General features: G+C 68.1%; 20 protein-coding genes and 1 tRNA gene. 13 read left to right on the top strand and 8 right to left on the bottom strand.

The features are described from left to right. Positions 1-66: 66 nt before the first annotated feature. The gene (locus JX613_RS04925; RefSeq protein ID WP_207100353.1) at positions 67-987 is read right to left on the bottom strand and encodes an aminotransferase class I/II-fold pyridoxal phosphate-dependent enzyme; all 921 of its coding nucleotides are present in this window, start codon (positions 985-987) and stop codon (positions 67-69) included. Between the two features lie 202 nt (positions 988-1,189). On the opposite strand from JX613_RS04925, the gene JX613_RS04930 reads away from it, so the two are divergent. From JX613_RS04930 to JX613_RS04955, 6 genes are all read left to right on the top strand, one after another. Next, positions 1,190-1,693, top strand: a complete 504-nt coding sequence (locus JX613_RS04930; protein WP_207100354.1) for a type III secretion system chaperone family protein — start codon at positions 1,190-1,192, stop codon at positions 1,691-1,693. Between the two features lie 35 nt (positions 1,694-1,728). Beyond that, positions 1,729-2,541 carry a pyrroline-5-carboxylate reductase gene (proC, locus tag JX613_RS04935; RefSeq protein ID WP_207100355.1) on the top strand — a complete coding sequence of 271 codons (813 nt, stop codon included), beginning with the start codon at positions 1,729-1,731 and terminating at the stop codon, positions 2,539-2,541. Further along, positions 2,538-2,870 (top strand): tRNA-binding protein, encoded by a 333-nt coding sequence (locus tag JX613_RS04940; RefSeq protein WP_207100356.1) that lies wholly within the window; start codon positions 2,538-2,540, stop codon positions 2,868-2,870. The genes proC and JX613_RS04940 overlap by 4 nt, the downstream gene beginning before the upstream one ends. Then, the gene (locus tag JX613_RS04945; RefSeq protein ID WP_207100357.1) at positions 2,870-3,817 is read left to right on the top strand and encodes a 2-hydroxyacid dehydrogenase; all 948 of its coding nucleotides are present in this window, start codon (positions 2,870-2,872) and stop codon (positions 3,815-3,817) included. The genes JX613_RS04940 and JX613_RS04945 overlap by 1 nt, the downstream gene beginning before the upstream one ends. Before the next feature lie 63 nt (positions 3,818-3,880). Then, positions 3,881-4,084 carry a CsbD family protein gene (locus tag JX613_RS04950; RefSeq protein WP_207100358.1) on the top strand — a complete coding sequence of 68 codons (204 nt, stop codon included), beginning with the start codon at positions 3,881-3,883 and terminating at the stop codon, positions 4,082-4,084. A gap of 103 nt (positions 4,085-4,187) precedes the next feature. Then, positions 4,188-5,150, top strand: a complete 963-nt coding sequence (locus tag JX613_RS04955; RefSeq protein ID WP_207100359.1) for a magnesium transporter CorA family protein — start codon at positions 4,188-4,190, stop codon at positions 5,148-5,150. 13 nt (positions 5,151-5,163) lie between these two features. Here the strand turns inward: JX613_RS04955 and putA are convergent, their stop codons facing one another. Then, positions 5,164-8,562 (bottom strand): bifunctional proline dehydrogenase/L-glutamate gamma-semialdehyde dehydrogenase PutA, encoded by a 3,399-nt coding sequence (gene putA / locus JX613_RS04960; protein ID WP_207100360.1) that lies wholly within the window; start codon positions 8,560-8,562, stop codon positions 5,164-5,166. A gap of 110 nt (positions 8,563-8,672) precedes the next feature. On the opposite strand from putA, the gene JX613_RS04965 reads away from it, so the two are divergent. Then, a complete protein-coding gene (locus JX613_RS04965; RefSeq protein WP_207100361.1) occupies positions 8,673-9,137 on the top strand; it encodes an Lrp/AsnC family transcriptional regulator in 465 nt (154 codons plus the stop codon). Here the strand turns inward: JX613_RS04965 and JX613_RS04970 are convergent. Next, the gene (locus tag JX613_RS04970; protein WP_207100362.1) at positions 9,130-10,062 is read right to left on the bottom strand and encodes an ornithine cyclodeaminase family protein; all 933 of its coding nucleotides are present in this window, start codon (positions 10,060-10,062) and stop codon (positions 9,130-9,132) included. The two genes, JX613_RS04965 and JX613_RS04970, sit on opposite strands and share 8 nt — an antisense overlap. Positions 10,063-10,104: 42 nt before the next feature. After that, positions 10,105-10,194: transfer RNA gene (locus tag JX613_RS04975), tRNA-Ser, on the bottom strand. Positions 10,195-10,285: 91 nt separating this feature from the next. Here JX613_RS04975 and JX613_RS04980 point away from each other — a divergent pair. The 4 genes from JX613_RS04980 to JX613_RS04995 all read left to right on the top strand — a co-directional run bounded on the left by JX613_RS04980 (position 10,286) and on the right by JX613_RS04995 (position 15,759). Further along, entirely contained in the window at positions 10,286-11,137 is an 852-nt protein-coding gene (locus JX613_RS04980; RefSeq protein ID WP_207100363.1) for a DUF2059 domain-containing protein, read from the top strand. Then, positions 11,134-12,216: an NUDIX domain-containing protein gene (locus JX613_RS04985; protein WP_207100364.1), complete on the top strand. Its 1,083-nt coding sequence runs from the start codon at positions 11,134-11,136 to the stop codon at positions 12,214-12,216. Before JX613_RS04980 ends, JX613_RS04985 begins: the two co-directional genes overlap by 4 nt. An 81-nt stretch (positions 12,217-12,297) precedes the next feature. Continuing rightward, the gene (locus tag JX613_RS04990) at positions 12,298-13,329 is read left to right on the top strand and encodes a cysteine synthase A (RefSeq protein ID WP_207100439.1); all 1,032 of its coding nucleotides are present in this window, start codon (positions 12,298-12,300) and stop codon (positions 13,327-13,329) included. Positions 13,330-13,335: 6 nt separating this feature from the next. Next, positions 13,336-15,759 (top strand): DUF3772 domain-containing protein, encoded by a 2,424-nt coding sequence (locus JX613_RS04995; RefSeq protein WP_207100365.1) that lies wholly within the window; start codon positions 13,336-13,338, stop codon positions 15,757-15,759. 3 nt (positions 15,760-15,762) lie between these two features. Here the strand turns inward: JX613_RS04995 and JX613_RS05000 are convergent, their stop codons facing one another. The 3 genes from JX613_RS05000 to JX613_RS05010 all read right to left on the bottom strand — a co-directional run bounded on the left by JX613_RS05000 (position 15,763) and on the right by JX613_RS05010 (position 20,190). Then, complete coding sequence (locus JX613_RS05000) at positions 15,763-16,830, bottom strand: AI-2E family transporter (protein ID WP_336512271.1); 1,068 nt, start codon at positions 16,828-16,830, stop codon at positions 15,763-15,765. A gap of 50 nt (positions 16,831-16,880) precedes the next feature. Further along, the gene (gene gyrA, locus JX613_RS05005; protein WP_419538810.1) at positions 16,881-19,643 is read right to left on the bottom strand and encodes a DNA gyrase subunit A; all 2,763 of its coding nucleotides are present in this window, start codon (positions 19,641-19,643) and stop codon (positions 16,881-16,883) included. Between the two features lie 73 nt (positions 19,644-19,716). Continuing rightward, the gene (locus tag JX613_RS05010; RefSeq protein ID WP_207100366.1) at positions 19,717-20,190 is read right to left on the bottom strand and encodes a disulfide bond formation protein B; all 474 of its coding nucleotides are present in this window, start codon (positions 20,188-20,190) and stop codon (positions 19,717-19,719) included. A gap of 182 nt (positions 20,191-20,372) precedes the next feature. Between JX613_RS05010 and ypfJ the strand changes: the two genes are divergently transcribed. Continuing rightward, a complete protein-coding gene (gene ypfJ, locus JX613_RS05015; RefSeq protein ID WP_207100367.1) occupies positions 20,373-21,218 on the top strand; it encodes a KPN_02809 family neutral zinc metallopeptidase in 846 nt (281 codons plus the stop codon). Between the two features lie 123 nt (positions 21,219-21,341). Here ypfJ and JX613_RS05020 read toward each other — a convergent pair whose 3' ends face one another. Continuing rightward, positions 21,342-21,527 (bottom strand): hypothetical protein, encoded by a 186-nt coding sequence (locus tag JX613_RS05020; RefSeq protein ID WP_207100368.1) that lies wholly within the window; start codon positions 21,525-21,527, stop codon positions 21,342-21,344. A 79-nt stretch (positions 21,528-21,606) separates the two neighbouring features. Here JX613_RS05020 and JX613_RS05025 point away from each other — a divergent pair, with 79 nt between their 5' ends. Beyond that, a complete protein-coding gene (locus JX613_RS05025) occupies positions 21,607-22,092 on the top strand; it encodes a type II toxin-antitoxin system RatA family toxin (RefSeq protein WP_207100369.1) in 486 nt (161 codons plus the stop codon). The last annotated feature ends 23 nt before the right edge of the window (positions 22,093-22,115 follow it).

Below are 22,115 nucleotides of genomic sequence, written 5' to 3' on the forward strand. Positions count from 1 at the left end.
CTTCCGTGGTCTTTGTCCCAGCTTACACAATGTGGACTGCGGCGCGAGGGATCCCGGGGCCCTTGCCTAAATTTCGCGCAAGGCGGCCGACAGGCGGTCCCATTCGTCGCGGGTCGCGGGAATGCCGAGGCGCAGGCAGGCGTTCGATACGCGCCGCGCCCTGATGCGCGCCCGGGCCAGCCGGTCCTGCGCCGCCCGCGCGTCGCCTGTGTCAAACAGCCGGAACAGATGCGTGCCCCCTGCCGGGTGCCATCCCGCGCGGACGGCGATGCGGTCCAGGCGCAGCGCGGCCTCGGCATGGTAAAGGATCGTGTCCTCGGCCCAGGTCCGGTCGGCCAGCGCCAGCGCGCCAAGATGCAGCACGCGGTCATCGGCGGGGGCATCGGACAGGCGGGCGAGAAGCGCGGGATGCGCCAGCACAAAGCCAAGCCGCAGCCCCCAGAGGGGCCGCAGGCTGCGCAGCACCACCGCGTTCGCGGGCAGGGCAGGGGCCAGGGACAGGTCAGGCCGGGCATCGGCCAGGCATTCGTCCACGACCAGATGCCCGACGCGGCGCGCCAGCCGGGCCAGCGCCTCGGGCGGCCAGTCGCGGCCGTCGGGGTCGCGGGGGTTGGCGAGGACGGCCAGGTCGGCGCCCTCCATCTCCTCGACCGTTCCGGCCTGGGCCACCTGCCAGCCTGCCGCCCGCAGGATGGCGGCGTGGCGGGTGCAGCCGGGGGCCATGACCGCGGCGCGGCCCGCCGGACGCAGGCGGGGGACCAGCCGCATCGGCGGGCAGCCGACCGGCAGAACCTGGGCCGGCGGGCAGCCAAACCATCCGGCGGCAGCCCGGACAAGCCGGTCCATCGCCGCCCGCCCGTCCCCGCCGTCAGGCGGATCGGGCAGGGGCCAGGGGCGGCGGTTGATGCCTTGGGACAGGTCGATCCAGCCGTTCGGGGCAGGCCCTGCCGCCGTCCTGTCGATATCGCCGCGCTGGTCTTGGGGCATGGGCTTCGCTGCTTTCGGGGACGGTCGGCGCGACTTAGCCTGTTGCCGGGTTTTCCACAATCTTTTCAGGAAATCCGCTTTACAGCGGCCCAAATCGCGACCACGATGATGGGGGAACATTCCGGCACCATGCCTGGTCTTGTTCTGGAACAAAGGGTTTGCGGCGACAGAATCGCTTCCCGATCGAGGGCAGGACGCAGGAATGGCACAAACGGAAGCAATAATTCCGACCGATGAGATTCATCCCATCGACATCGTCGAACTGGTGGCGGCCCATCACGACTGGGATTTCGACCGCCTGACCGACGACCAGATCGCCATGACGGTGGAGGGACAGTGGCGCAGCTATTCGCTGACGCTGGCCTGGTCCGCGCGAGAGGCGGTGCTGCGGCTGATCTGCACCTTCGATCTGGACCCGCCCGCCGACCGGATGCCCCCGCTTTACGAGACGCTGAACCTTGCCAACGACCAGGTCTGGGACGGCGGCTTCACCTTCTGGTCCAAGCAGCGGCTGATGGTCTGGCGCTATGGCCTGGTGCTGGCGGGCGACGCCGTCGCCTCGGCCGAGCAGGTGGACCAGATGATCAGCAACGCGCTGGTCTCGTGCGAGCGGTTCTATCCGTCCTTCCAACTGGTTGCCTGGGGCAACAGCAGCCCCGCCGCCGCGCTGGACATCGCCCTGGGCGAGGCCTACGGACGGGCGTAAGGGGCGCATGGCCCCGCTGTGACATGGGGGACCGGATGGGCGATTTCGACGATATCAACGCGCGCGGGCTGGTGCTGGTCGGCTGCGGCCGGATGGGCGGCGCGATGCTGCGCGGCTGGCTGGCGCGGGGGCTTCGGGCGGATGCGGTCACGGTGATCGACCCGCGCCTGGCCCCCGAATGGCAGGACAAGGGCCTGCGCGTGAACGCCGCGCTGCCGGGCAATCCCGCCGTGCTGGTCCTGGCCGTCAAGCCGCAGATGATGGCGGATGCGCTTGGCACCCTGCCGGTGCTGGGCGACACGCTGGTCCTGTCGGTCGCCGCAGGCACCACCATCGCGACCTTTGAAACGGCCTTCCCCGGCGCCCCCATCGTCCGCGTCATGCCGAACACCCCCGCCGCCATCGGCCAGGGCATCAGCGCCATGATCGGCAACAGCCGCGCCACGCCCGCCCATCTGGATCTGGCCCAGACGCTGATGGCCGCCGTGGGCCGCGTGGTGCGGCTGGAGTCCGAGGACCAGATGGACGCGGTCACCGGCCTGTCGGGCAGCGGCCCGGCCTATGTCTTCCACCTGATCGAGGCGATGGCCAAGGCGGGCGAGGCGCAGGGCCTGCCCGCCGCCCTGTCCCTGGAACTCGCGCGCATGACCGTGGCGGGCGCGGGCGCGCTGGCGGTTCATGCCGACGAGGATCCGGCGAGCTTACGCGAAAACGTCACCTCGCCCGGGGGCACGACCGCCGCGGGGCTCAAGGTTCTGATGGACCCCGACACCGGCCTGGCGCCGCTGATGGCGCGCACGATTGCCGCCGCCACCGAACGCGGGCGCGAACTGGGGCGCGCGCAATGACCATCAGCTTCGACGACTTCCTGAAGGTGGATATCCGGGTGGCGACCATCACCCGCGCCGAACCCTTCCCCGAGGCGCGAAAGCCCGCGATCAAGCTGTGGCTGGACCTGGGGGACATGGGGGAACGCAAGTCCTCGGCCCAGATCACGCGGCATTACGAACCCGGCGCGCTGGTGGGCCAGCAGGTCTTGTGCGTGGTGAACTTTCCGCCCCGCCAGATCGGCCCCGTCCGGTCCGAGGTTCTGGTGCTGGGCGTCCCCGACCCGGACGGAGAGGTCGTGCTGATCCGCCCCGACAAGGACGTGCCGAACGGAGGAAGGCTGTTCTGATGAAGCTGCTTGTGACCCGCCGGATGACCGATCGCGCCACCCAGGCGATCCGCGACCGTTTCGACGTGACCTTCGGCGACGAGACCCCCCTGGGCCCGTCCGAGGCCGCGCAGGCCCTGGCGGATTACGACGCCATCATGCCGACCCTGGGCGACGCCTTTCCGGCGCAGGCCTTCCAGGGCCAGCCGCGCTGCCGCATCATCGCCAATTTCGGCGCGGGCCATAACCATATCGACGTGAAGGCCGCCGCCGCCGCCGGGGTGGTCGTCACCAACACGCCCGATGTCGTGACCGACGCCACCGCCGACATCGCCCTGACGCTGATCCTGATGACGATGCGCCGCGCCAGCGAGGGCGAACGGATCCTGCGGCGCGGCGAATGGACCGGCTGGAAGCCCACGCAGTTCCTGGGCGGGCATGTGACCGGGCGGACCCTGGGCATCGTCGGCATGGGCCGCATCGGCCGCGCCGTGGCCCGGCGCTGCCACTATGGCTTCGGGATGGATGTGGTGTTCTTCAACCGCTCGCCCGTCACCGACCTGGACTTTCCGGCCCGCCAGATCCCCGACCTGAACGCGATGCTGGAACAGGCCGACGTGGCGGTGGTGGCCGTTCCGGGCGGGGCTGGCACGCGCCACCTGATCGGGGCCCCGCAGATGGCGGCGCTTGGGCCGCAGGGCTATCTTGTCAACATCGCCCGCGGCGACGTGGTGGACGAGGCCGCGCTGATCGAGGCGCTGACCAGCCGCCGCATCGCGGGCGCGGGGCTTGACGTTTACGAACGCGAACCCTTCGTTCCGCAGGCCCTGCTGGACGCGCCGAACGCCACGCTTCTGCCGCATCTGGGGACCGCCACCGATGACGTGCGCACCGACATGGGGCTGCGCGCGCTGTCGAACCTGGTTGCCTTTGCCGAAGGGCGCGAGCCCGGGGACCGTGTGGCCTGAAGGGAACCCTTTCAAGTTGCGGAATGTTAGTTTTCCATGACGCAACTTCGAAAGGAGGCATCCATGAACTGGGACATCATCCAGGGGAAATGGAAACAGGTCCAGGGCTCGGTCAAGGAAAAATGGGGCGACCTGACCGATGACGAGCTGACCCAGATCGACGGCAACAAGGACCGCCTGGCGGGCAAGTTGCAGGAAAAATACGGCTGGACCAAGAACGACGCCGAACGCGCCATCGACGATCACTTCCGCGACCACAAGATCTGAGGCGGCCTGCGGACAGAACGGAAGGGGGTGCCATTCCGGCACCCTTTTTCTTTGTCCCCCGCCGCGCTACCAAGGCCGCAGGTCAGCGCCGGGGTTCGCTTCCATGATGTATTCCTATGTCATCCGCCAGGGCCGCATCGCGCGCCAGGACAAGGACGCCCCCCTGGCGGATGCGATCTGGATCGACCTGATCGCCCCCGACAAGGACGAGACCGCCCGCCTGCGCGACCTGGGCGTCGATGTCCCCACCCTTGCCGACATGGAGGAGATCGAGATCTCGAACCGCCTCTATCGCGAGGCGGGGATGGACACCATGACCGCCGTGCTGCCGGGCGAACGCGGCGACGGCACCCGCGTGGCGATGCCGGTCAGCTTCATCCTGTCGCCGCAGCGCCTGGTGACGGTGCGCCACCATTCCCCGCGCCCCTTCCTGACCTTTCCCGAACGCGGAGAGCGGTCCACGCTGGGCTGTTCCACCCCCCACCGCCTGTTCATCGGCCTGGTCGAGGAGATCGTCGCCCGCTTGGCCGATATCCTGGAAGGCTCGGGCCGGCTTCTGGACGACACCACGCTGATGATCTTCGAGACGCAAAGCCGGCGCGGCCAGAGCGACCGGCTGCAGGCCGCGCTGCGCCAGGTGGGCCGCGAGGCCGAGGCCATGGCCCGCATCCGCCTGGGCCTGCTGACGATCGAGCGGATGCTGGCCTTCTATATCGCCACCATCGACGAACAGCCCGAGGCCGCCCGCCTGCGCCCGGTCGTCAAGGGCCAGCTGCGCGACGTGCAGGCGCTGGAGGTCCATGCCGATTTCCTGGGATCGCGCGTCAGCCTGGCCGTGGACACGACGCTGGGCATGATCACCCTGGAACAGAACAACACCGTGCGCATCCTGTCGGTCGTGGCCGCGCTGTTCCTGCCGCCCACGCTGATCGCCAGCATCTATGGCATGAACTTCGACGTGATGCCCGAACTGCACAAGGCCTGGGGCTATCCCATGGCCCTGGTGCTGATGGCGGCGACCGCCGGGGCGACCTGGCTGGTCCTGCGCTGGAAACGCTGGCTTTAGCTGCCGGAGGCCGTCAGCCCGCCAGCAACGCGGCGTTTCCGCCCGCTGCGGTGGTATCGACGCAAAGATGGCGTTCATGGGCCACATGGGCAAGGTCGGGCAGGCCGGTGACAAGCTGCACGATCTCGCCATCCCGCGCGGCAAGGGCATTGGCATAGGCGCGGCCCTGCGCCTCGTCCCCCCACCAGAGAACGGCGGCCATGGCGGGCAGGCGGGTCAGGGCATCAGGCGGCAGGATGCCGTCCACGCCCACGGCATCCCCGCCAAGCGCCGCGACGGCGGCGACCTGTGCCGCGACCGTTTCCGAACCGGGCCCAAGGCAGAGGACCGGCGGTCGGGTATGCGCGGTCAGGCGGTTCAATTCCCCCGTGGGGCCGGGCATCAGCCGCTCATCGATCTTGCGCGACACATGGGCGGCCAATTGGGCGCGGATGCGGTCCTCGCTGGCCTGGCCTTGCCAGTTGCCGCCCCCTGCCGCAGGCGTTTGTGGCGCAAAAAACCGGGGGACATAGCGCGGCCCGCCCGCCTTGGGTCCGGTGCCCGACAGCCCCTCGCCGCCGAAGGGCTGGCTGCCCACCACCGCGCCGATCTGGTTGCGGTTCACATAGATGTTGCCGACATGGATCGCGTCCGAAACCTCTTGCACGCGCGAGTCGATGCGGGTGTGCAGCCCGAAGGTCAGGCCGAAGCCACGCGCGTTGATCTCGGCCACGACCTGGTCCAGCTTGTCGCCCTTGAAGGTGGCGACATGCAGGACAGGCCCGAAGATCTCGCGTTCCAGATCACTGATGCCGCCCACCCGCAGCATGGTCGGCGGGATGAAGGTGCCCTGCGCGGGCACGTCCAGCTTGTGGATCACGCGGTTGCCATTGGCGGCGACATAGCCCGCGATGTCGCCCTGCGCCGTGCTGTCGATCACCGGGCCCAAGTCGGTCGCCAGATCCCACGGATCGCCCACCACCAGTTCGTCCATCGCGCCCCGGATCATCTCGATCACATGGGGGGCGATGTCCTCCTGCACGTAAAGGCAGCGCAGGGCGGAACAGCGCTGCCCGGCGGACCGGAAGGCGCCGTTCACGATGTCGCGCACTGCCTGTTCGGGCAGGGCGGTCGAATCGACGATCATCGCGTTCAGCCCGCCGGTTTCCGCGATCAGCGGCGTGCCGGGCGTCAGGTTCGCGGCCATGGTGCGCGCGATGGTCTGGGCGGTCGCGGTCGAGCCGGTGAAGACCACGCCCTTCACGCGGCGGTCCCGGGACAGGGCCGTGCCCACCACGCTGCCGCGTCCCGGCAGCAGTTGCAGCGCAGGCAGCGGCACGCCCGCCTGGTGCAGCAGCTTGACGCCCAGGGCCGCGATGATCGGGGTGGCCTCGGCAGGCTTGGCGATCACCGCATTGCCCGCCATAAGCGCCGCCGCGATCTGGCCGGTGAAGATCGCGAGCGGGAAGTTCCACGGGCTGATCGCGCCGACGATGCCGCGCGCGTGGCCAGAGTTCGTCTCGCCCTCAGCCGCGTAGTAGCGCAGGAAATCCACCGCCTCGCGCAGTTCGGCCACGGCGTCGGCCAGGGTCTTGCCCGCTTCCTTCGCCAGGATGCCGAAGATCGGGCCGAAGTTTTCCTCGTAAAGGTCGGCCGCGCGGCGCAGGACGGCGGCGCGATCCGCGGCGGGGGCGTCCCAGGGGCGGGCATCGTCTATGGCGCGGGCGGCGGTCGCGGCATCGGCCATCATCACCGTGGCCAGCCTGTCGCCCGTGGCGGGGTTCACCACGTCCTGCACCTGACCCGCAGGCGGGGACACCGTTAGCGGCACCACATCGGACGGGGCCACGTCGCGGGCCGCGTTGATCCGGGCCAACGTCTGTTCGTCCGACAGGTCGAACCCTGCCGAATTGCGCCGCGAGGCCCCGAACAGATCGGCGGACGCCAGCAGCGAGGCCGGAGCCTTGGCCGTCGCCAGCGCGTCAAAGGGATCGCGCGCGACCTCCTCGGGCGTCACGCTTTCATCGACGATCTGGTTCACGAAACTGCTGTTGGCGCCGTTTTCCAGCAGGCGGCGCACCAGATAGGCCAGCAGGTCGCGATGCGCGCCCACCGGCGCATAGATGCGGCAGCGGCCGCCCGTTTCGCGCAGCACGATGTCGTGCAGGCGTTCGCCCATGCCGTGCAGGCGCTGGAATTCGAAGCGGATGTCGCCCGCCATTTCAAGGATCGCGGCGACGGTATGGGCGTTGTGGGTGGCGAATTGCGGATAGATGCGGTCGGCATGGTCGATCAGCTTGCGGGCATTGGCGATATAGCTGACATCGGTCGCGACCTTGCTGGTGAACAGGGGGAAACCCGGATGGCCGTCCACCTGGGCGCGCTTGACCTCGCTGTCCCAATAGGCGCCCTTGACCAGCCGCACCATGATGCGGCGGTCAAGCCGCACCGCCAGGTCGTGCAGCCAGTCGATGGTCTGGCCCGCGCGCTTGCCATAGGCCTGCACCACGACGCCAAACCCGTTCCAGCCGGCCAGAGAGGGGTCCGACAGAACCGCCTCGATCACCTTCAGCGACAGGACCAGCCGGTCCTGTTCCTCGGCGTCGATGTTCATGCCCATGTTCGCGGCCTTGGCGGCCTGCGCCAGCCGCAGCACCACCGGCACCAGCTCGCGCATCACGCGGGCCTCTTGTGCAACCTCGTAACGCGGATGCAGCGCCGACAGCTTGATCGAGATGCCGGGGTTCTGTTCGACCGACCCCTTGTCGCAGGCCTTGGCGATCGCCGCTATGGCATCGGCATAGGCGCGTGCGTAACGCGCGGCATCCGCCCCCGTCATCGCCGCCTCGCCCAGCATGTCATAGCTGTAGGTGAAGCCCTGTTTTTCGCGCGCCCTCGCGCGGTCCAAGGCGTCGGTGATGGTCTGGCCCAGCACGAACTGGCGGCCCATCTCCTTCATCGCCCGGCCCACGGCGGTGCGGATCACGGGTTCCCCGAGGCGGCGGACCATGCGGCGCAGCGTGCCCGCCTGGTCGTCGTCCAGCACCTTGCCGGTCAGCATCAAGGCCCAGGTCGAGGCGTTGACCAGCGACGAGGACGCCTCGCCCAGGTGCTTGCCCCAGTCGGAGGGGGCGATCTTGTCCTCGATCAGGGCGTCGATGGTGATCTTGTCGGGCACGCGCAGCATCGCCTCGGCCAGGCACATCAGGGCCACGCCCTCGCGGGTGGACAACCCGTATTCGGCCAGGAAATGCTCCATCAGCGAGGGGCGCGCCTTTGCCCGGATCTGGCGGACCAGGTCGGCGGCGCGGGCGGTGATGGCGGCGCGTCGGTCGGGGGACAGGGCGGCCCCTGCCGTCAGGCGTTCCAGAAGCTGCCTTTCATCCGCGAACTTGGCTTCGGTGGAAAAGACGCTGGAAGCAACGGGGGCCATGGCCTGTCTCCTTGACTGATCGGGGCTTTATATCAAAGGTCTGCTAGGCCGTGCGGCTAAAGATCACGCCCACCATGGGCGGATGGGATATTCTGGAAGGGATTTGCAGGATGAACGTCAAGCTGGATGCCCTGGACCGCAAGATCCTGGCCGAACTGACCCGCAACGCCCGCATCCCGGTCGCGGAACTGGCCCGTACCGTGGGCCTGTCCAAGACCCCCGTCGCCCTGCGCATCAAGCATCTGGAGGAGATCGGCCTGATCACCGGATACCGCGCGATCCTGTCGCCCGTCAGGCTGGGCCTGACCCATGTCACCTATGTCGAGGTCAGCATGAGCGACACGCGCGAGGCCGCCCTGCAACAGTTCAACGCCGCCGTCCGCGCCATCCCGGAAATCGAGGAATGCTACATGATCGCGGGGGGCTTCGATTACCTGATCAAGGTGCGGTCGCGCGACATGGCCGATTTCCGGCGCATCATGGCCGAACGCATCTCGGGCCTGCCGCACATCAGCAACACGTCGAGCTATGTGTCCATGGAGGCGGTGGTCGAGCAGACCTTCACCTTCAGCTGAGGCTGTCGATGATCCAGGACGCGATCATCAGGTCCAGATGCGCGCCGCCGCCGTTCTTGAAGACGGTGATGTCCGCATCCGACTGCCGCCCCCGCGCGCCGGGGCGCAGCAGGTCGTAGAGATCGCCCCGGACGCTTGCGGGCGTGATCGCGCCGGACGCCAGGGGCATCAGCAACTCGCCGATATGCGCGGTGGTTTCGCGGCTGTCCACGAACAGGCGCGCGCGGGCCATCAGCGCGTCGTCAGCCTCGCGCATGTCGGCCTTGTAGGCGCCGATCAGGTCCAGATGGGTGCCGGGACGGACCCATTCGCCAAGGATCACCGGATCGCGGGCCATGGTCGTGGTGGCGACGATGTCGGCCCGGCCCACCGCGTCCTGCAGGTCGGTTGCGACGGCCAGGCGGGCGGGGACTTCAAGGCGGTCCACCAGCGCCTGCGCCTGTTCCGGCCGCCGTGCCCAGACCGTCACATGATCAATGCCCGGCAGGACCGCCGGATAGGCCCCCACAAGACTGGCCGCGACCGTGCCCGCGCCGACGACCAGCAGGTGGCGGCTGTCGGGCCGGGCCAGCAGGCTGGCGCCCAGCACCGAATCCGCCGCCGTCTTCCAGGCGGTCACAAGCCCGCTGTCCACGACCGCCCGCAGATGCCCGTCGTCCTTGTCGAAGACCAGCATCGCCCCCTGCACCGTGGGCAGGCCCTTCGCGGCATTCGCGTCAAAGACGGTAAAGGGCTTGGCGCCATAGCCAAGGCCAGGAATGAAGGCCGACCGCGTCATCATCGTGCCCGTGGCGGGGCCAAGGAAAGTGTCGGCGATCTCGGCGCGCGGCAGGGCATGACCCGCCTTCAGCGCGGCAACCGCGCCCGGCCAGTCCAGCCGCCCGGCGGCGTCGTCACGGGTGATGAAAGGGGGAATGTCCCGCATCGTGCAAACCACCGTTGGACGTTCGCGCAAGGGAATGGATCATGGCGGAGAGGGTGGGATTCGAACCCACGGAACCCGTGAAGGCTCAACGGTTTTCGAGACCGCCGCATTCGACCACTCTGCCACCTCTCCGCGTCGTGGTGAGGCGGGGATTTAGAGGGGTGGGGGTTGAAGCGCAAGAGGTTTTAGCGAAAAAAACGCCTATACGCGGAAAGGATGCCGGATGCTGCGGTTTTTGTGTCTAAGCCTGCTGATCGCCCTGGCCGGGCCCGCCGCCGCGCAGCCGCAAACGCCGCTGCCGCAGCACCGGCAGGCCGCCGATGCGGTGTGGGACGTGATGGACCTGGACAGCCTTGCGCCCATCCTGCAAGCCGAGGCGGTGGCCGAGGGCGAGGAGATGGCCGCCACCCTGTTCCAGGGGCGCGGGACGGGCCGCTGGCTGGACCGGGTGGGCGCGATCCACCACCCCGCCCGTATCAAGGCCTTGTTCCTGGCCGGGATGGCCGCCGCTATGCCCGGGGCCGATCCCGCCCAGGTGAAGGCGGGTCTGGATTTCTATCGCACGGGCTTCGGGCAGCGGATGCTGGCGCTGGAAAGTTCGGCCCGGGTGGCGATGCTGGACGGGGATGTCGAGGACGCGGCCCGCGACGCCCTTGCGCAGGCCCGCAGCCGGGGCGATCCCCGCGCCGCGCAGATCGATCGGCTGATCGAGACCGCCGACCTGATCGAGCCGAACGTGGCCGGGGGCCTCAACGCCGCCATCGCCTTTTCCCGGGGCTTCCAGGCCGGGGGCGGCTTTCCCATGCCGATGACCGAGGCCGAGATCATCCGGGACGCCTGGGCGCAGGAACCGCAGATGCGCGCGGATACCGGGGACTGGATCGGGGCCTATCTGTTCCTGGCCTATTCCTCGCTGTCGGATAGGGAACTGGACGGCTATATCGCCTATGCCGGATCGGCCGAGGGACAGGCCCTGTCGCGGCTGATGTTCGCGGGCTTCGACGCGGTCTTCGGACAAACCTCGCATGACATGGGCCTGGCCGCCGCGGCCGAGATCCGGGCGCATCCGCTATGAGCGGCGACATCCTACTGGCGGGCCTTCTGGCAGATGCGCGGATGCTGGCGGTCCTGGGCCTGGCCGGGACGCCCGTGGCGCTGGCAGGCCGTCTGGAAGGCGGTGGACGGGCAGGGATCGACCGGGACGGCTGGCCCAGGCTGGCGGCAGGGCAGGGGACCGTCGCGGCGATGCGTGTCCGGCCCAATGCCGCGCTGGACCGCTATGCCGCCGTGATGGGCCTTGCGCCGCAGGACCGCCCCGAGGGGGTGGTCCTGGGTCTTGGCGCGGGCGGTGCCCATGGCGAACCGCAGGCGGACCTGGCCGCGGCGATCGCGCGTCAGATCCTGGCGCTGCCCGCCGACCGGCCCGCCGAGGACATCGCCAGGCGCCTTCCGGCCATCGGGGTCTGGGCGGCATCCGAACTGCGCGGCGCGCAAACCCCGCCCTCGGGCGGCGATCTGGTGGAACGTCGCGGGCCGGGGGATGTCGAGATCCTGCGGCAGGACGAGCCCTTTGCCAGCTTCTTCTCGGTCAATGTCAGCCATCTGCGCCACCGCACCCATGCGGGCGGCATGACCCCCGTGGTGCGGCGCGAGGCGCTGGTCCTGGGCGATGCGGTCGTGGTGCTGCCCTGGGATCCGGTCCGCGACCGCGTGCTGCTGATCGAACAGTTCCGCATGGCGCCCCTGCTGCGCCGCGACCCGCAGCCCTGGCTGCTGGAAACCGTGGCAGGCCGCGTCGATGCGGGCGAAACGGTCGAGGAGGCCGCCCGCCGCGAGGCGGTCGAGGAGGCGAACCTGACCCTGACCCGGCTGTTTCCCGCGCTGCATCATTACCCCAGTCCGGGCGTGCTGGGCGAATACCTGTATCTTTATGTCGGCATCGCCGACCTGCCGGACGGGATCGAGGGCGTGCATGGCCTGGAAAGCGAGGCCGAGGACATTCGCGGCCACCTGGTCCCCCGCGCGGATCTGACCCGGATGGCGATGGGGGGCCAGGTGACGAACGGCCCGCTGGCAATGCTTGCGCTGTGGCTGGAACTGCGCGGGGACGCGATCCGCGCTGAACTGGGCCGCACGGAATTGCGACCGGGTTGAACCGGGGGGTGGGGTTGTGCCCCTGACGGACCCGTGTGTAGGTAACGCGGAACTGGACCCCGACGGATAGGTTGCTTGACCATGCGAATTTGCCCTGACCTGGCCGACATGATCGGCAACACGCCCCTGATCCGCCTGCGCCAGGCCAGCGAGGCCACGGGCTGCGAGATCCTGGGCAAGGCCGAGTTCATGAACCCCGGCCAGTCGGTCAAGGACCGCGCCGCGCTGTACATCATCCGCGATGCCGTGGCGCGCGGCGCATTGCGCCCGGGCGGCACCATCGTCGAAGGCACGGCGGGCAATACCGGGATCGGGCTGGCGCTGGTCGGCGCGTCCATGGGCTTCCGGTCGGTGATCGTGATCCCCGAAACGCAAAGCCAGGAAAAGAAGGACATGCTGCGCCTGGCAGGGGCCCATCTGGTCGAGGTTCCGGCAGCCCCCTACAAGAACCCCAACAACTATGTCCGCTATTCCGGCCGCCTGGCCGAGGCGCTGGCCCGCACGGAACCCAACGGCGCGATCTGGGCCAACCAGTTCGACAACGTGGCGAACCGCCAGGCGCATCTGGAAACCACCGGGCCGGAAATCTGGGAACAGACCGGCGGCAAGGTGGACGGCTTCATCTGCGCGGTCGGATCGGGCGGGACGCTGGCGGGCGTGGCGATGGCGCTTCAGCACAAGGGCGTGAAGATGGGCTTGGCCGACCCGGAAGGGGCGGCGCTGCATTCCTTCTATACCACCGGCGAATTCGACGCGCCCGGCAGTTCCATCACCGAGGGTATCGGCCAGGGGCGCATCACCGCGAACCTGGAAGGCTTCACCCCCGATTTCAGCTACCGCATCCCGGACGCCGAGGCGCTGCCGGTGGTCTTCGACCTCTTGGAACACGAGGGGCTGTGCCTGGGCGGGTCGTCCGGTGTCAACGTGGCGGGCGCGATCCGCATGGCGCGCGAGATGGGGCCCGGCCACACCATCGTCACGATCCTGTGCGACTATGGCAACCGCTACCAGACCAAGCTGTTCAACCCCGACTTCCTGCGCGCCAAGGGACTGCCCGTGCCCGGCTGGCTGACGCGCGAAGCGCCCGACATTCCCGAAGTTTACGAAGGCTGAACCCCCATGATCCGTGCGTTCATGGCTGTCATCGCGACAGTCCTCGTCCTTGTCATGTCGCCCGCCTGGGCGCAGGAACCGTCCTTGCCGGATTATGGCCGCTGGGACCGGGTCGCCACCCAGGCCGAAGGGCTGACCCGGGACGAAGACACCGCGACGGCCCAGCTTGAATCGATCCGGGGCGATATCGTCGGATGGCGCGGCCGGTTCGAGGAAGCCCAGGGCGTCAACGGCGAACGCATCGCCACGCTGGAATCCCAGATCGCGGCCCTTGGCCCCGCACCGGCGGAAGGCGCGACCGAGGCCGAGGATATCGCCACCCGCCGCGCCGACCTGCAGAAGCAACTGTCCGAGGCGCAGGCCCCGCGCCTGGCGGCGGTCGAGGCCTTCAGCCGCGCCGACGCCATCGTCCGCCAGATCGACGACACGCTGGCGCGGCGCGCGGCCAGCCAGATGGCGCAGCAATCGACCTCGCCCCTGCTGCCCGCGAACTGGATCATCGCCGCCTCGGAAACCCGGCGGCTGGCGGCGGGGATCATCGAGAACACCGGCCTGCGCATTTCCGAACGCGCCACCTGGCCGGAACTGAAGCCGCGCCTGCCCTATGTGCTGGGCTATCTGGTCACGGCCTTTGTGCTGCTGACCTTCGGCCGCTACTGGGTCGAGACCCTGCCGCGCCGCATTTCCGCACGCACCAGCGATTATTCCCGCGCGGCCGTCACCTTCATCGTGTCGCTGCTGCAGATCATCCTGCCGATGATCGGCATCTACCTGATGATCAGCGCGCTGACGGCGACGGGCATCTTCGGCCCCTGGACGCGCCCCTTCCTGGAAGCCCTGCCGGGCGCGGGCGTGATCCTGTTCGGCAGTTCCTGGCTGGCGCGCCAGCTGTTTCCGGGGCAGTCGATCAACTACGACACCGTGAACATGGCGCCGAAGGACCGGCAGCGGGCGCGGTGGCTGACGAACACCCTCGCCACCGTCTTTGCCGTCCATTACGTCGCCTCGCAAGCCTTCCTGCCGCTGTCCGGCCTGGTCGAGCGCAGCAGCAACCTCCAGCGCATCCCGGTGGATTTCGCGGAAGGCGCGGCGGTCGTATTCAACTTCGTGCTGATCACGGTGGCGGCGGCGCTGCTGTTCAAGCTGGGCAACATCCTGCGCAAGCTGAAGCCCTGGTCCGACAAGACGGGCGCGTCCTATCGCCACCGCGTGCTGGCCTGGGCGGGCAAGCTGACGCGGGTCATGGCGATCCTGGCCGTCGCCCTGACGGCCTTCGGCTTTGTCAACCTGGGCAACCTCGCGACCTGGCCCTGGGTGCAATCGCTGGCGCTGATCGGCCTGCTGGTGCTGCTGCAGGACTTCATCGCCGACGTGTTCAACATGCTCAAGCGCGGGCAGGAAGGGGCACGGGAAGGATTGGCCCCGCTGCTGATCGGATTCGCGCTGATCGTGCTGTCGGTGCCGGTCTTCATGCTGATCTGGGGCGCCTCGGTCAACGAGCTTGCCGAATACTGGGTCCGCTTCCGCCAGGGCGCGACGCTGGGCGGGGTGCGGCTGTCGCCCGGCGCGGTGCTGATGTTCATCCTGGTCTTCGGCATCGGCTATTCGATCACGCGCGGGATCCAGGGGGCGATGCGCACGTCCGTCCTGCCCAAGACGAAACTGGACGCGGGCGGGCAGAACGCGGTGGTGTCGGGCATCGGCTATGTCGGCATCGTGCTGGCGGCGATGCTGGCGATCACCTCGGCCGGGATCGACCTGTCGTCATTCGCCATCGTTGCCGGTGCGCTGTCCGTGGGCATCGGTTTCGGCCTGCAGAACATCGTGTCGAACTTCGTGTCGGGCATCATCCTGCTGATCGAGCGCCCGGTCAGCGTGGGCGACTGGATCAGCGCGGGCGGCCAGCAGGGCATCGTCAAGCGCATCTCGGTCCGGTCCACCCAGGTGGAAACCTTCGACAAGCAGCAGGTGATCGTCCCCAACAGCGACCTGATCAGCCAGCCGGTCACCAACTGGACGCGGCAAAGCAAGACCGGCCGGATCATCATCCCCATCAGCGTCAGCTATGGCACCGACACCCGCAAGGTGGCCCGCATCCTGACCGAGATCATCGAGGACCAGCCGCTGGTCACCATCGACCCCGCGCCCGCCGTCCTGTTCCGGGGCATCACGGTGGACGGTCTGAACTTCGAGATCCGGGCCGTCATTTCCGACGTGGGTTCGGGCCTGTCCGTCACGTCCGAGGTGTATCACCAGATCGTCGAACGCTTCGTCCATGAAGGCATCGGCATGGCCTTCACCACCCGCGACATCTGGAGGGAAAGCCAGGATCTGCCGGATGCCGATCAGGATGACGGGGACAAGGTGCCGCCGCCTGCGCAATCGCCGGTGCGGACGCAACAGGCGGATCTGCCCGACGACGGCAAGTGACGCTCAGCGGCTGGTCGTGTCCGTATCGGCCAGCCCTTCGCGCGACAGCAGGATCGCCACGGGCTGCAGCCAGGGGATGTGCCAGCAGACGATCATCACCGCCACCATGATCGGCACCGCCAAAAAGGCCCCGGCGATCCCCCAGATCGCGCCCCAGAAGGCCAGCGACAGGATGATCCCGAAGCTGGACAGTTGCAGCGTCTGGCCGGTCAGCATCGGGTCCAGGATGTTGCCCACGACGAAATGCACGATCAGGCAGGCGGCGCCGACGACGACCGTGGTGGTGGGATCGCCGGTCAGCACGAAGGCCAGCGCCACGGTGATGGTCCAGGCGATGACCGAGCCGACATTGGGGATGAAGTTCAGCACGAAGGTCAGCCAGGCCACCGCGGCGGCCAGTTCCAACCGGCCCAGGGCGAAGATCAGCCAGACCGCCGCGCCCGTCAGCGCGCTGACAAAGGTCTTGACCACCAGGTAACGGTTCACCCGCCGCATGATCGAGGACATGATCAGCCCGATCCGCGCGGCCTGCGCCGGATCGCCGGTCAACCGCTCGACCTTGACGGGCAGCCAGGTCCGTTCGGCGAACATGAAGCCCACGAACAGGATCACCAGTAGGCTGCCCGACAGCAAGCCGGATGCCTGCCCCGCCAGGGACCGCAGCCAGCCGGTGATGTTGAACTCGGCCATGGCGGCCATCAGGCGGGTCTCGGCCTCGGGGCCGAAACGCTCGATCAGGGCCGACAACGCGATCTGCACCGATTCGGCATAGGCGATGGCGCGGCCGATGACGACGTTCACCTGGGACATGATGGTGGTAGACAGCCAGATCAGCCCCAGCGTGATGCCGATCAGCGCCAGCGTGGTCGCCAGCCAGTTGGGCACCCTGAGCCGCGTGGAAATCGCCTGGATCGCGTCCGAGGTCAGCGAGAACAGGATCACCGCGATCGCCAGGCAGATCAGGATGAAGCGCGCCTGGAACAGCAGGAACAGGACCAGCGAAAAGGCGATGATGCCCAGGAACCCGGTCTGGAGCCTTTGCCGCAGCACATCGTCGCTGGATGGAGTCACGCCGTCCCTCGTTGAAAGAAGGGCCCGGTCATTGCCGGGCCCTGGTTCGATCAATCCTCAGAGGTCTCCTCGCCGTCGCCCTGTTCCGCGATGCGGGCGACGGACACGACCTCCTCGCCCGGGGCGGTGCTGAAGACCCTGACGCCGCCCGCGCTGCGCGAACGGAAGCTGATGCCGTCCACCGGCACCCGGATCGACTGCCCGGTGGATGTGGCCAGCATGATCTGGTCGTCCATGTCCACCGGGAAGCTGGCGACCAGCGCGCCGCCGCGCATCCCTTTGTCCATCGCCATCACGCCCTGGCCGCCGCGCCCGCGCACCGGATAGTCGTGGCTGGAACTGATCTTGCCCGCACCGTTCGCGGTGATGGTCAGGATCAGATCCTCGGCCGCCGACATTTCGGCGTAACGCTCCTGGGTGATCGCGGCCTCGGCCACGGCTTCCTCGTCCTCGTCGGCCTCGGCCCCGTCGTCCAGCGCGCCGGCCACCGCGCGGCGCATCTTCAGGTATGCGGCGCGTTCCGCCGGGTCGGCCTCGAAGTGGCGGATCACGGACATGCTGACCACGCGGTCGCCATTGGACAGCCGGATGCCCCGCACGCCGGTCGAATCGCGGCCCTTGAAGACGCGCACGTCGGTCGTGGGGAAGCGGATCGCCCGGCCCGAATCCGTGACGAGCATCACGTCGTCGTTTTCCGTCGCCATGCGCACACCCACCAGTTCCACGCCCTCGGGCAGCTTCATGGCGATCTTGCCGTTCGACTTGACGGTGGTGAAGTCCGACAGCGCGTTCCTGCGCACATCCCCGTCCGAGGTGGCGAAGACCGCCTGGTAACGGTCCCATTCCGCCTCGGGCGCATCGACGGGCATCAGCGCGGCGATGGACACCCCCGGCTCGATCGGCAGGATGTTGACGATGGCCTTGCCCTTGGCCGTCCGCCCGCCCAGCGGCAGCCGCCAGGTCTTGAGGCGATAGACCATGCCGTCGGTGGTGAAGAACAGCAGTTCGGTATGCGTGTTGGCGACGAACAGGGTCGTGACGACATCGTCCTCCTTGGTCGCCATGCTGGCCAGGCCCTTGCCGCCGCGCCGCTGGCTGCGGAACTCGGCCAGGGCCGTACGCTTAATATACCCGCCCGAGGTGATGGTGACGACCATGTCCTCGCGCTCGATCAGATCCTCGTCCTCCATGTCGCCGGACCAGTCGGTGATCTCGGTGCGGCGGGGGACGGCGAACAGGCCGCGCACCTCGCGCAACTCGTCGCTGATGATGGCCATGATGCGTTCACGCGACCCCAGGATCGCCAGATAGTCGCGGATCGCGTCGGCCAACTGGCCCAGTTCCTCGGTCACTTCCTGCACGCCAAGCTGGGTCAGGCGCTGCAGGCGCAGGTCTAGGATGGCGCGGGCCTGCACTTCCGACAGGTTGTAGGTGCCGTCGTCGTTCACCGGGTGCAGCGGATCGTCGATCAGGCGCAGGTATTCCAAGATGTCATGGGCGGGCCAGCGGCGTTCCATCAGCCGCTCGCGCGCCTCGGCGGCATCCGAGGATGACCGGATCGTCGCCACGACCTCATCGACATTGCTGACCGCCACGGCCAGGCCGCACAGCACATGGCTGCGTTCCCGCGCCTTGCGCAGTTCGTAAGCGGTGCGGCGGGCGACGACTTCCTCGCGGAAGCTGATGAAATGGGTCAGGAAGTCGCGCAGCGTCAGTTGTTCGGGCCGGCCGCCGTTCAGCGCCAGCATGTTGCAGCCGAACGTGGTCTGCAGCGACGTGAAGCGGAACAACTGGTTCAGCACCACGTCGGGCGTGGCGTCGCGTTTCAGTTCCACGACGACGCGGACGCCCTGACGGTCGGATTCGTCCTGGACCGAGGCGATGCCTTCGACCCGCTTTTCCTTGGCGAGTTCGGCTATGCGCTCGATCAGGCTGGCCTTGTTGACCTGATAGGGAACCTCGTCCACGACGATGGCCCAGCGGTCCTTGCGCAACTCCTCGATATGGGTCTTGGCGCGGATGATGACGCTGCCGCGCCCTTCCAGATAAGCCTTGCGCGCCCCGGACCGCCCCAGGATCAGCGCCCCGGTCGGGAAATCCGGGCCGGGGATGATGTCCAGCAGGCGTTCGGTCGGCAGGTCGGGATTCTCGATCAGTTCCAGCGTGGCGTCGATCACCTCGCCCAGATTGTGGGGCGGGATGTTGGTCGCCATGCCGACCGCAATGCCGCCCGCGCCGTTGACCAGCATGTTCGGGAAGCGCGCGGGCAGGACGGTGGGTTCGCGGTCCTTGCCGTCGTAGTTGTCCTGGAAATCGACCGTGTCCTTGTCGATGTCCATCAGCAGGAAGTTCGCGGGCTTGTCCATGCGAACCTCGGTATAGCGCATGGCGGCGGGGGGATCGCCGTCCATCGACCCGAAGTTGCCCTGGCCGTCCAGCAGCGGCAGGGACATGGAAAAGTCCTGCGCCATGCGGACCAGCGCGTCATAGATCGCCGCGTCGCCATGGGGGTGATACTTGCCCATGACGTCGCCCACCGGGCGCGCGGACTTGCGATAGGCCTTGTCGGGCGTATTGCCGCTTTCGTCCATCGCGTAAAGGATGCGGCGATGCACCGGCTTCAACCCGTCGCGCAGGTCGGGGATGGCCCGGCTGACGATGACCGACATGGCATAGTCCAGATACGAGGTCCGCATCTCGGAACTGATGTCGATCACGGGGCCGTCATGGGGCATCACCTGGCGCGTCGCGGCGCCATTGTCTTCGCCCGCCTCGGGGGTCTCGGGCAGGTCGTCTTCGGGGGTGTCGGCCACGGGATTTCCTCAACGTCTTGTTGGGTCAGATATAGGCGACGCAGCCCCCAAGGGCAATGTTTTCCCCTGATTTTCAGCCTTTCGACGCCCGTTTTGCGGCCATTCCCCAGACCACTGCCAGGCCGGCCGAAAAGACCGCGTTCCAGGCCGCCATGGACAGGCCCAGGAAGCGCCAGGCAACCTCGTCGCAGCGCACCACGGGGGTGGTGTTCAGGCGTTCCAGCAGATCCTGGGCCGACATGGTGGCCAGGTTGCCCACGGTGCCCGAGCAATGCGTGGGACCCGCCCACAGCTTCAGTTCGACCCCGGTGTGATAGATGGCAAGGCCCATGGCAATGCTCGCGGCGACCATGCCCAGGACAGCCAGCCCGCGCACCCATCCGGTCCACCAGACCAGCAGCGCCACGGCGGCGGCGGCGACATGGGGCCAGCGTTGCAGGATGCACAGCTCGCAGGGCGCATAGCCCGCCGCCTGGAAGCCGAGTGCGGCGATCAGCAGCGCCGCCGATCCGGCCCCCGCCAGCAGGGAAAGTTGTCGTCCGTCCATGATCCCCTCGGTCCTTGTTCCGGCCCCGTGGATCGGCCCCCAAGGCGGCGGCGTCAAGCGCCTTGCGGATTTGTCGCGCCGCTGTGATCATCGGCCCTGGCCCGCCTTGCGGAACCCGCAGGTCAGGCTGGTGTTCTGGTGATGACAGCCCCACGGTCCGGGGCAACGGAGGGTCAAGGCTCATGCAATGGCGTGGTCGGCGCGGCAGCAGCAATATCGAGGATCGGCGCGGCATGGGCGCCGCCGGGGCAGGGGGCATGGGCGTCGTGGGGATGCTGGCGATCCTGGCGGTCGGCTATTTCTTCGGCATCGACATCACGCCCCTGGTGCAGGGCATGGACCAGGGCCAGCCGGGGCAAACCCGCCCCCTGACCGAGGAAGACCAGCAATGGGGCGAATTCGTGTCCGTCGTGCTGGCCGATACCGAGGAGGTCTGGGCCCCGGTCCTGCCGCAGCAGGCAGGGGTGACCTATCGCGACCCAACACTGGTGCTGTTCAGCGGCGCCGTGCAGTCGGCTTGCGGGGGCGCGTCGGCGGCCATGGGCCCGTTCTATTGCCCGGGCGACCAGAAGCTGTACCTGGACACCGACTTCTTCGACATGATGGCCAGCCGCATGGGGGCGGGGGGCGATTTCGCCTATGCCTATGTGATCGCGCACGAGGTCGGCCACCATGTCCAGAACCTGACCGGCGTTCTGGGCGAAACGCAACGCCTGCGCGGACAGGTCGGCGAACGCCAGGCCAACCAGATCTCGGTCCTGACCGAGTTGCAGGCCGATTGCTATGCCGGCATCTGGGCGCGCCACGCGCAGCAACGCTTTGGCACGCTGGAAGCCGGCGACCTGGAGGAAGCGATGGGCGCCGCCCAGGCTGTGGGCGACGACGTGATCCAGTCGAATGCGGGCCGCACGCCCATGCCCGACAGCTTCACCCATGGCAGCGCAGCGCAGCGGCAGGAATGGCTGATGCGCGGCTTCAATTCGGGCGACATGGCCCAATGTGACACGTTCAAGGCGGCGGGGCTGTAAGGCCCGCGCGGCGAAAAGGAGAAGACGGATGCTGACGATCTTCACGATCCTGACCATCGGGCTTGGCGCGGCGATGCTGCGCCGCCCGGAACCGCAGCGCGTCGCCGTGCGGGACCGCCGGCCCTAGCGCGGGATGCGCGGGGCGCGGCCTTCCTCCACCGTCGCCCAGTCGGGCCACAGGTCCAGACCTTCCAGCGCCGCGATGGCAAGGCCCGCCGCGACAATCGCCAGCACCAGCTTGACGCGGCGCGCGCTTGGCGGATTTCGCGCCCATTTCGAGGCCCGAAGCAGCCAGATCAGGTTGTTCATGGGGGCAGCCTCCTGCTAGATCGGGGCGACTCGACCACAACCCCCGTCGCCTTTCAAGACCGAACCCTGCGAGACCGTTTTGCCCAACCATCAGGATTCCCGCGATCTTCCCTACAGCGCCCGGCAGATGTTCGACCTGGTGGCCGATATCGAAAGCTATCCGCAGTTCCTGCCCTGGAACAGCGCCGCCCGCATCCGGTCGCGCGAAACCCGCCCCGACGGGTCCGAGGAGATCGCCGCCGACCTGGTGATCAGCTTCAAGGTCTTCCGCGAACGCTTCGGCAGCCGCGTGGTGCTGTGGCCCGCCGATCCCGCGACCGGCGCGCTGAAGATCGACACCGAATACCTGGACGGCCCGTTCAAATACATGCGCAGCGGCTGGACCTTCACCGACCGGCCCGAGGGCGGCTGCCGCGTCGATTTCTTCGTGGATTTCGAGTTCAAGAACCTGATCCTGCAAAAGCTGATCGGGGTGGTCTTCCACGAGGCGATGGTGCGGATCGTCCGCGCGTTCGAGGCGCGGGCCAAGGTGCTTTACGGGACGGTCGAAGGAAAGGTGGGGTGAAGCCCCACCCTGCGGGGGACTTG

Origin of the sequence: Paracoccus shandongensis (assembly GCF_017315735.1) — a bacterium.
Taxonomy (GTDB): Bacteria; Pseudomonadota; Alphaproteobacteria; order Rhodobacterales; family Rhodobacteraceae; genus Paracoccus; species Paracoccus shandongensis.

Excerpts from the sequence above, each read along its gene's own strand:
- JX613_RS04990 (WP_207100439.1), top strand. The coding sequence starts at position 12,298 with ATGCGAATTTGCCCTGACCTGGCCGACATGATCGGCAACACGCCCCTG.
- JX613_RS04950 (WP_207100358.1), top strand. The coding sequence starts at position 3,881 with ATGAACTGGGACATCATCCAGGGGAAATGGAAACAGGTCCAGGGCTCG.
- JX613_RS04925 (WP_207100353.1), bottom strand. The coding sequence starts at position 987 with ATGCCCCAAGACCAGCGCGGCGATATCGACAGGACGGCGGCAGGGCCT.
- JX613_RS04945 (WP_207100357.1), top strand. The coding sequence starts at position 2,870 with ATGAAGCTGCTTGTGACCCGCCGGATGACCGATCGCGCCACCCAGGCG.
- putA (WP_207100360.1), bottom strand. The coding sequence starts at position 8,562 with ATGGCCCCCGTTGCTTCCAGCGTCTTTTCCACCGAAGCCAAGTTCGCG.
- JX613_RS04965 (WP_207100361.1), top strand. The coding sequence starts at position 8,673 with ATGAACGTCAAGCTGGATGCCCTGGACCGCAAGATCCTGGCCGAACTG.
- proC (WP_207100355.1), top strand. The coding sequence starts at position 1,729 with ATGGGCGATTTCGACGATATCAACGCGCGCGGGCTGGTGCTGGTCGGC.
- JX613_RS04980 (WP_207100363.1), top strand. The coding sequence starts at position 10,286 with ATGCTGCGGTTTTTGTGTCTAAGCCTGCTGATCGCCCTGGCCGGGCCC.
- JX613_RS04970 (WP_207100362.1), bottom strand. The coding sequence starts at position 10,062 with ATGCGGGACATTCCCCCTTTCATCACCCGTGACGACGCCGCCGGGCGG.
- JX613_RS05020 (WP_207100368.1), bottom strand. The coding sequence starts at position 21,527 with ATGAACAACCTGATCTGGCTGCTTCGGGCCTCGAAATGGGCGCGAAAT.
- JX613_RS04955 (WP_207100359.1), top strand. The coding sequence starts at position 4,188 with ATGATGTATTCCTATGTCATCCGCCAGGGCCGCATCGCGCGCCAGGAC.
- JX613_RS04930 (WP_207100354.1), top strand. The coding sequence starts at position 1,190 with ATGGCACAAACGGAAGCAATAATTCCGACCGATGAGATTCATCCCATC.
- JX613_RS04940 (WP_207100356.1), top strand. The coding sequence starts at position 2,538 with ATGACCATCAGCTTCGACGACTTCCTGAAGGTGGATATCCGGGTGGCG.
- JX613_RS05010 (WP_207100366.1), bottom strand. The coding sequence starts at position 20,190 with ATGGACGGACGACAACTTTCCCTGCTGGCGGGGGCCGGATCGGCGGCG.
- ypfJ (WP_207100367.1), top strand. The coding sequence starts at position 20,373 with ATGCAATGGCGTGGTCGGCGCGGCAGCAGCAATATCGAGGATCGGCGC.
- JX613_RS04995 (WP_207100365.1), top strand. The coding sequence starts at position 13,336 with ATGATCCGTGCGTTCATGGCTGTCATCGCGACAGTCCTCGTCCTTGTC.
- JX613_RS04985 (WP_207100364.1), top strand. The coding sequence starts at position 11,134 with ATGAGCGGCGACATCCTACTGGCGGGCCTTCTGGCAGATGCGCGGATG.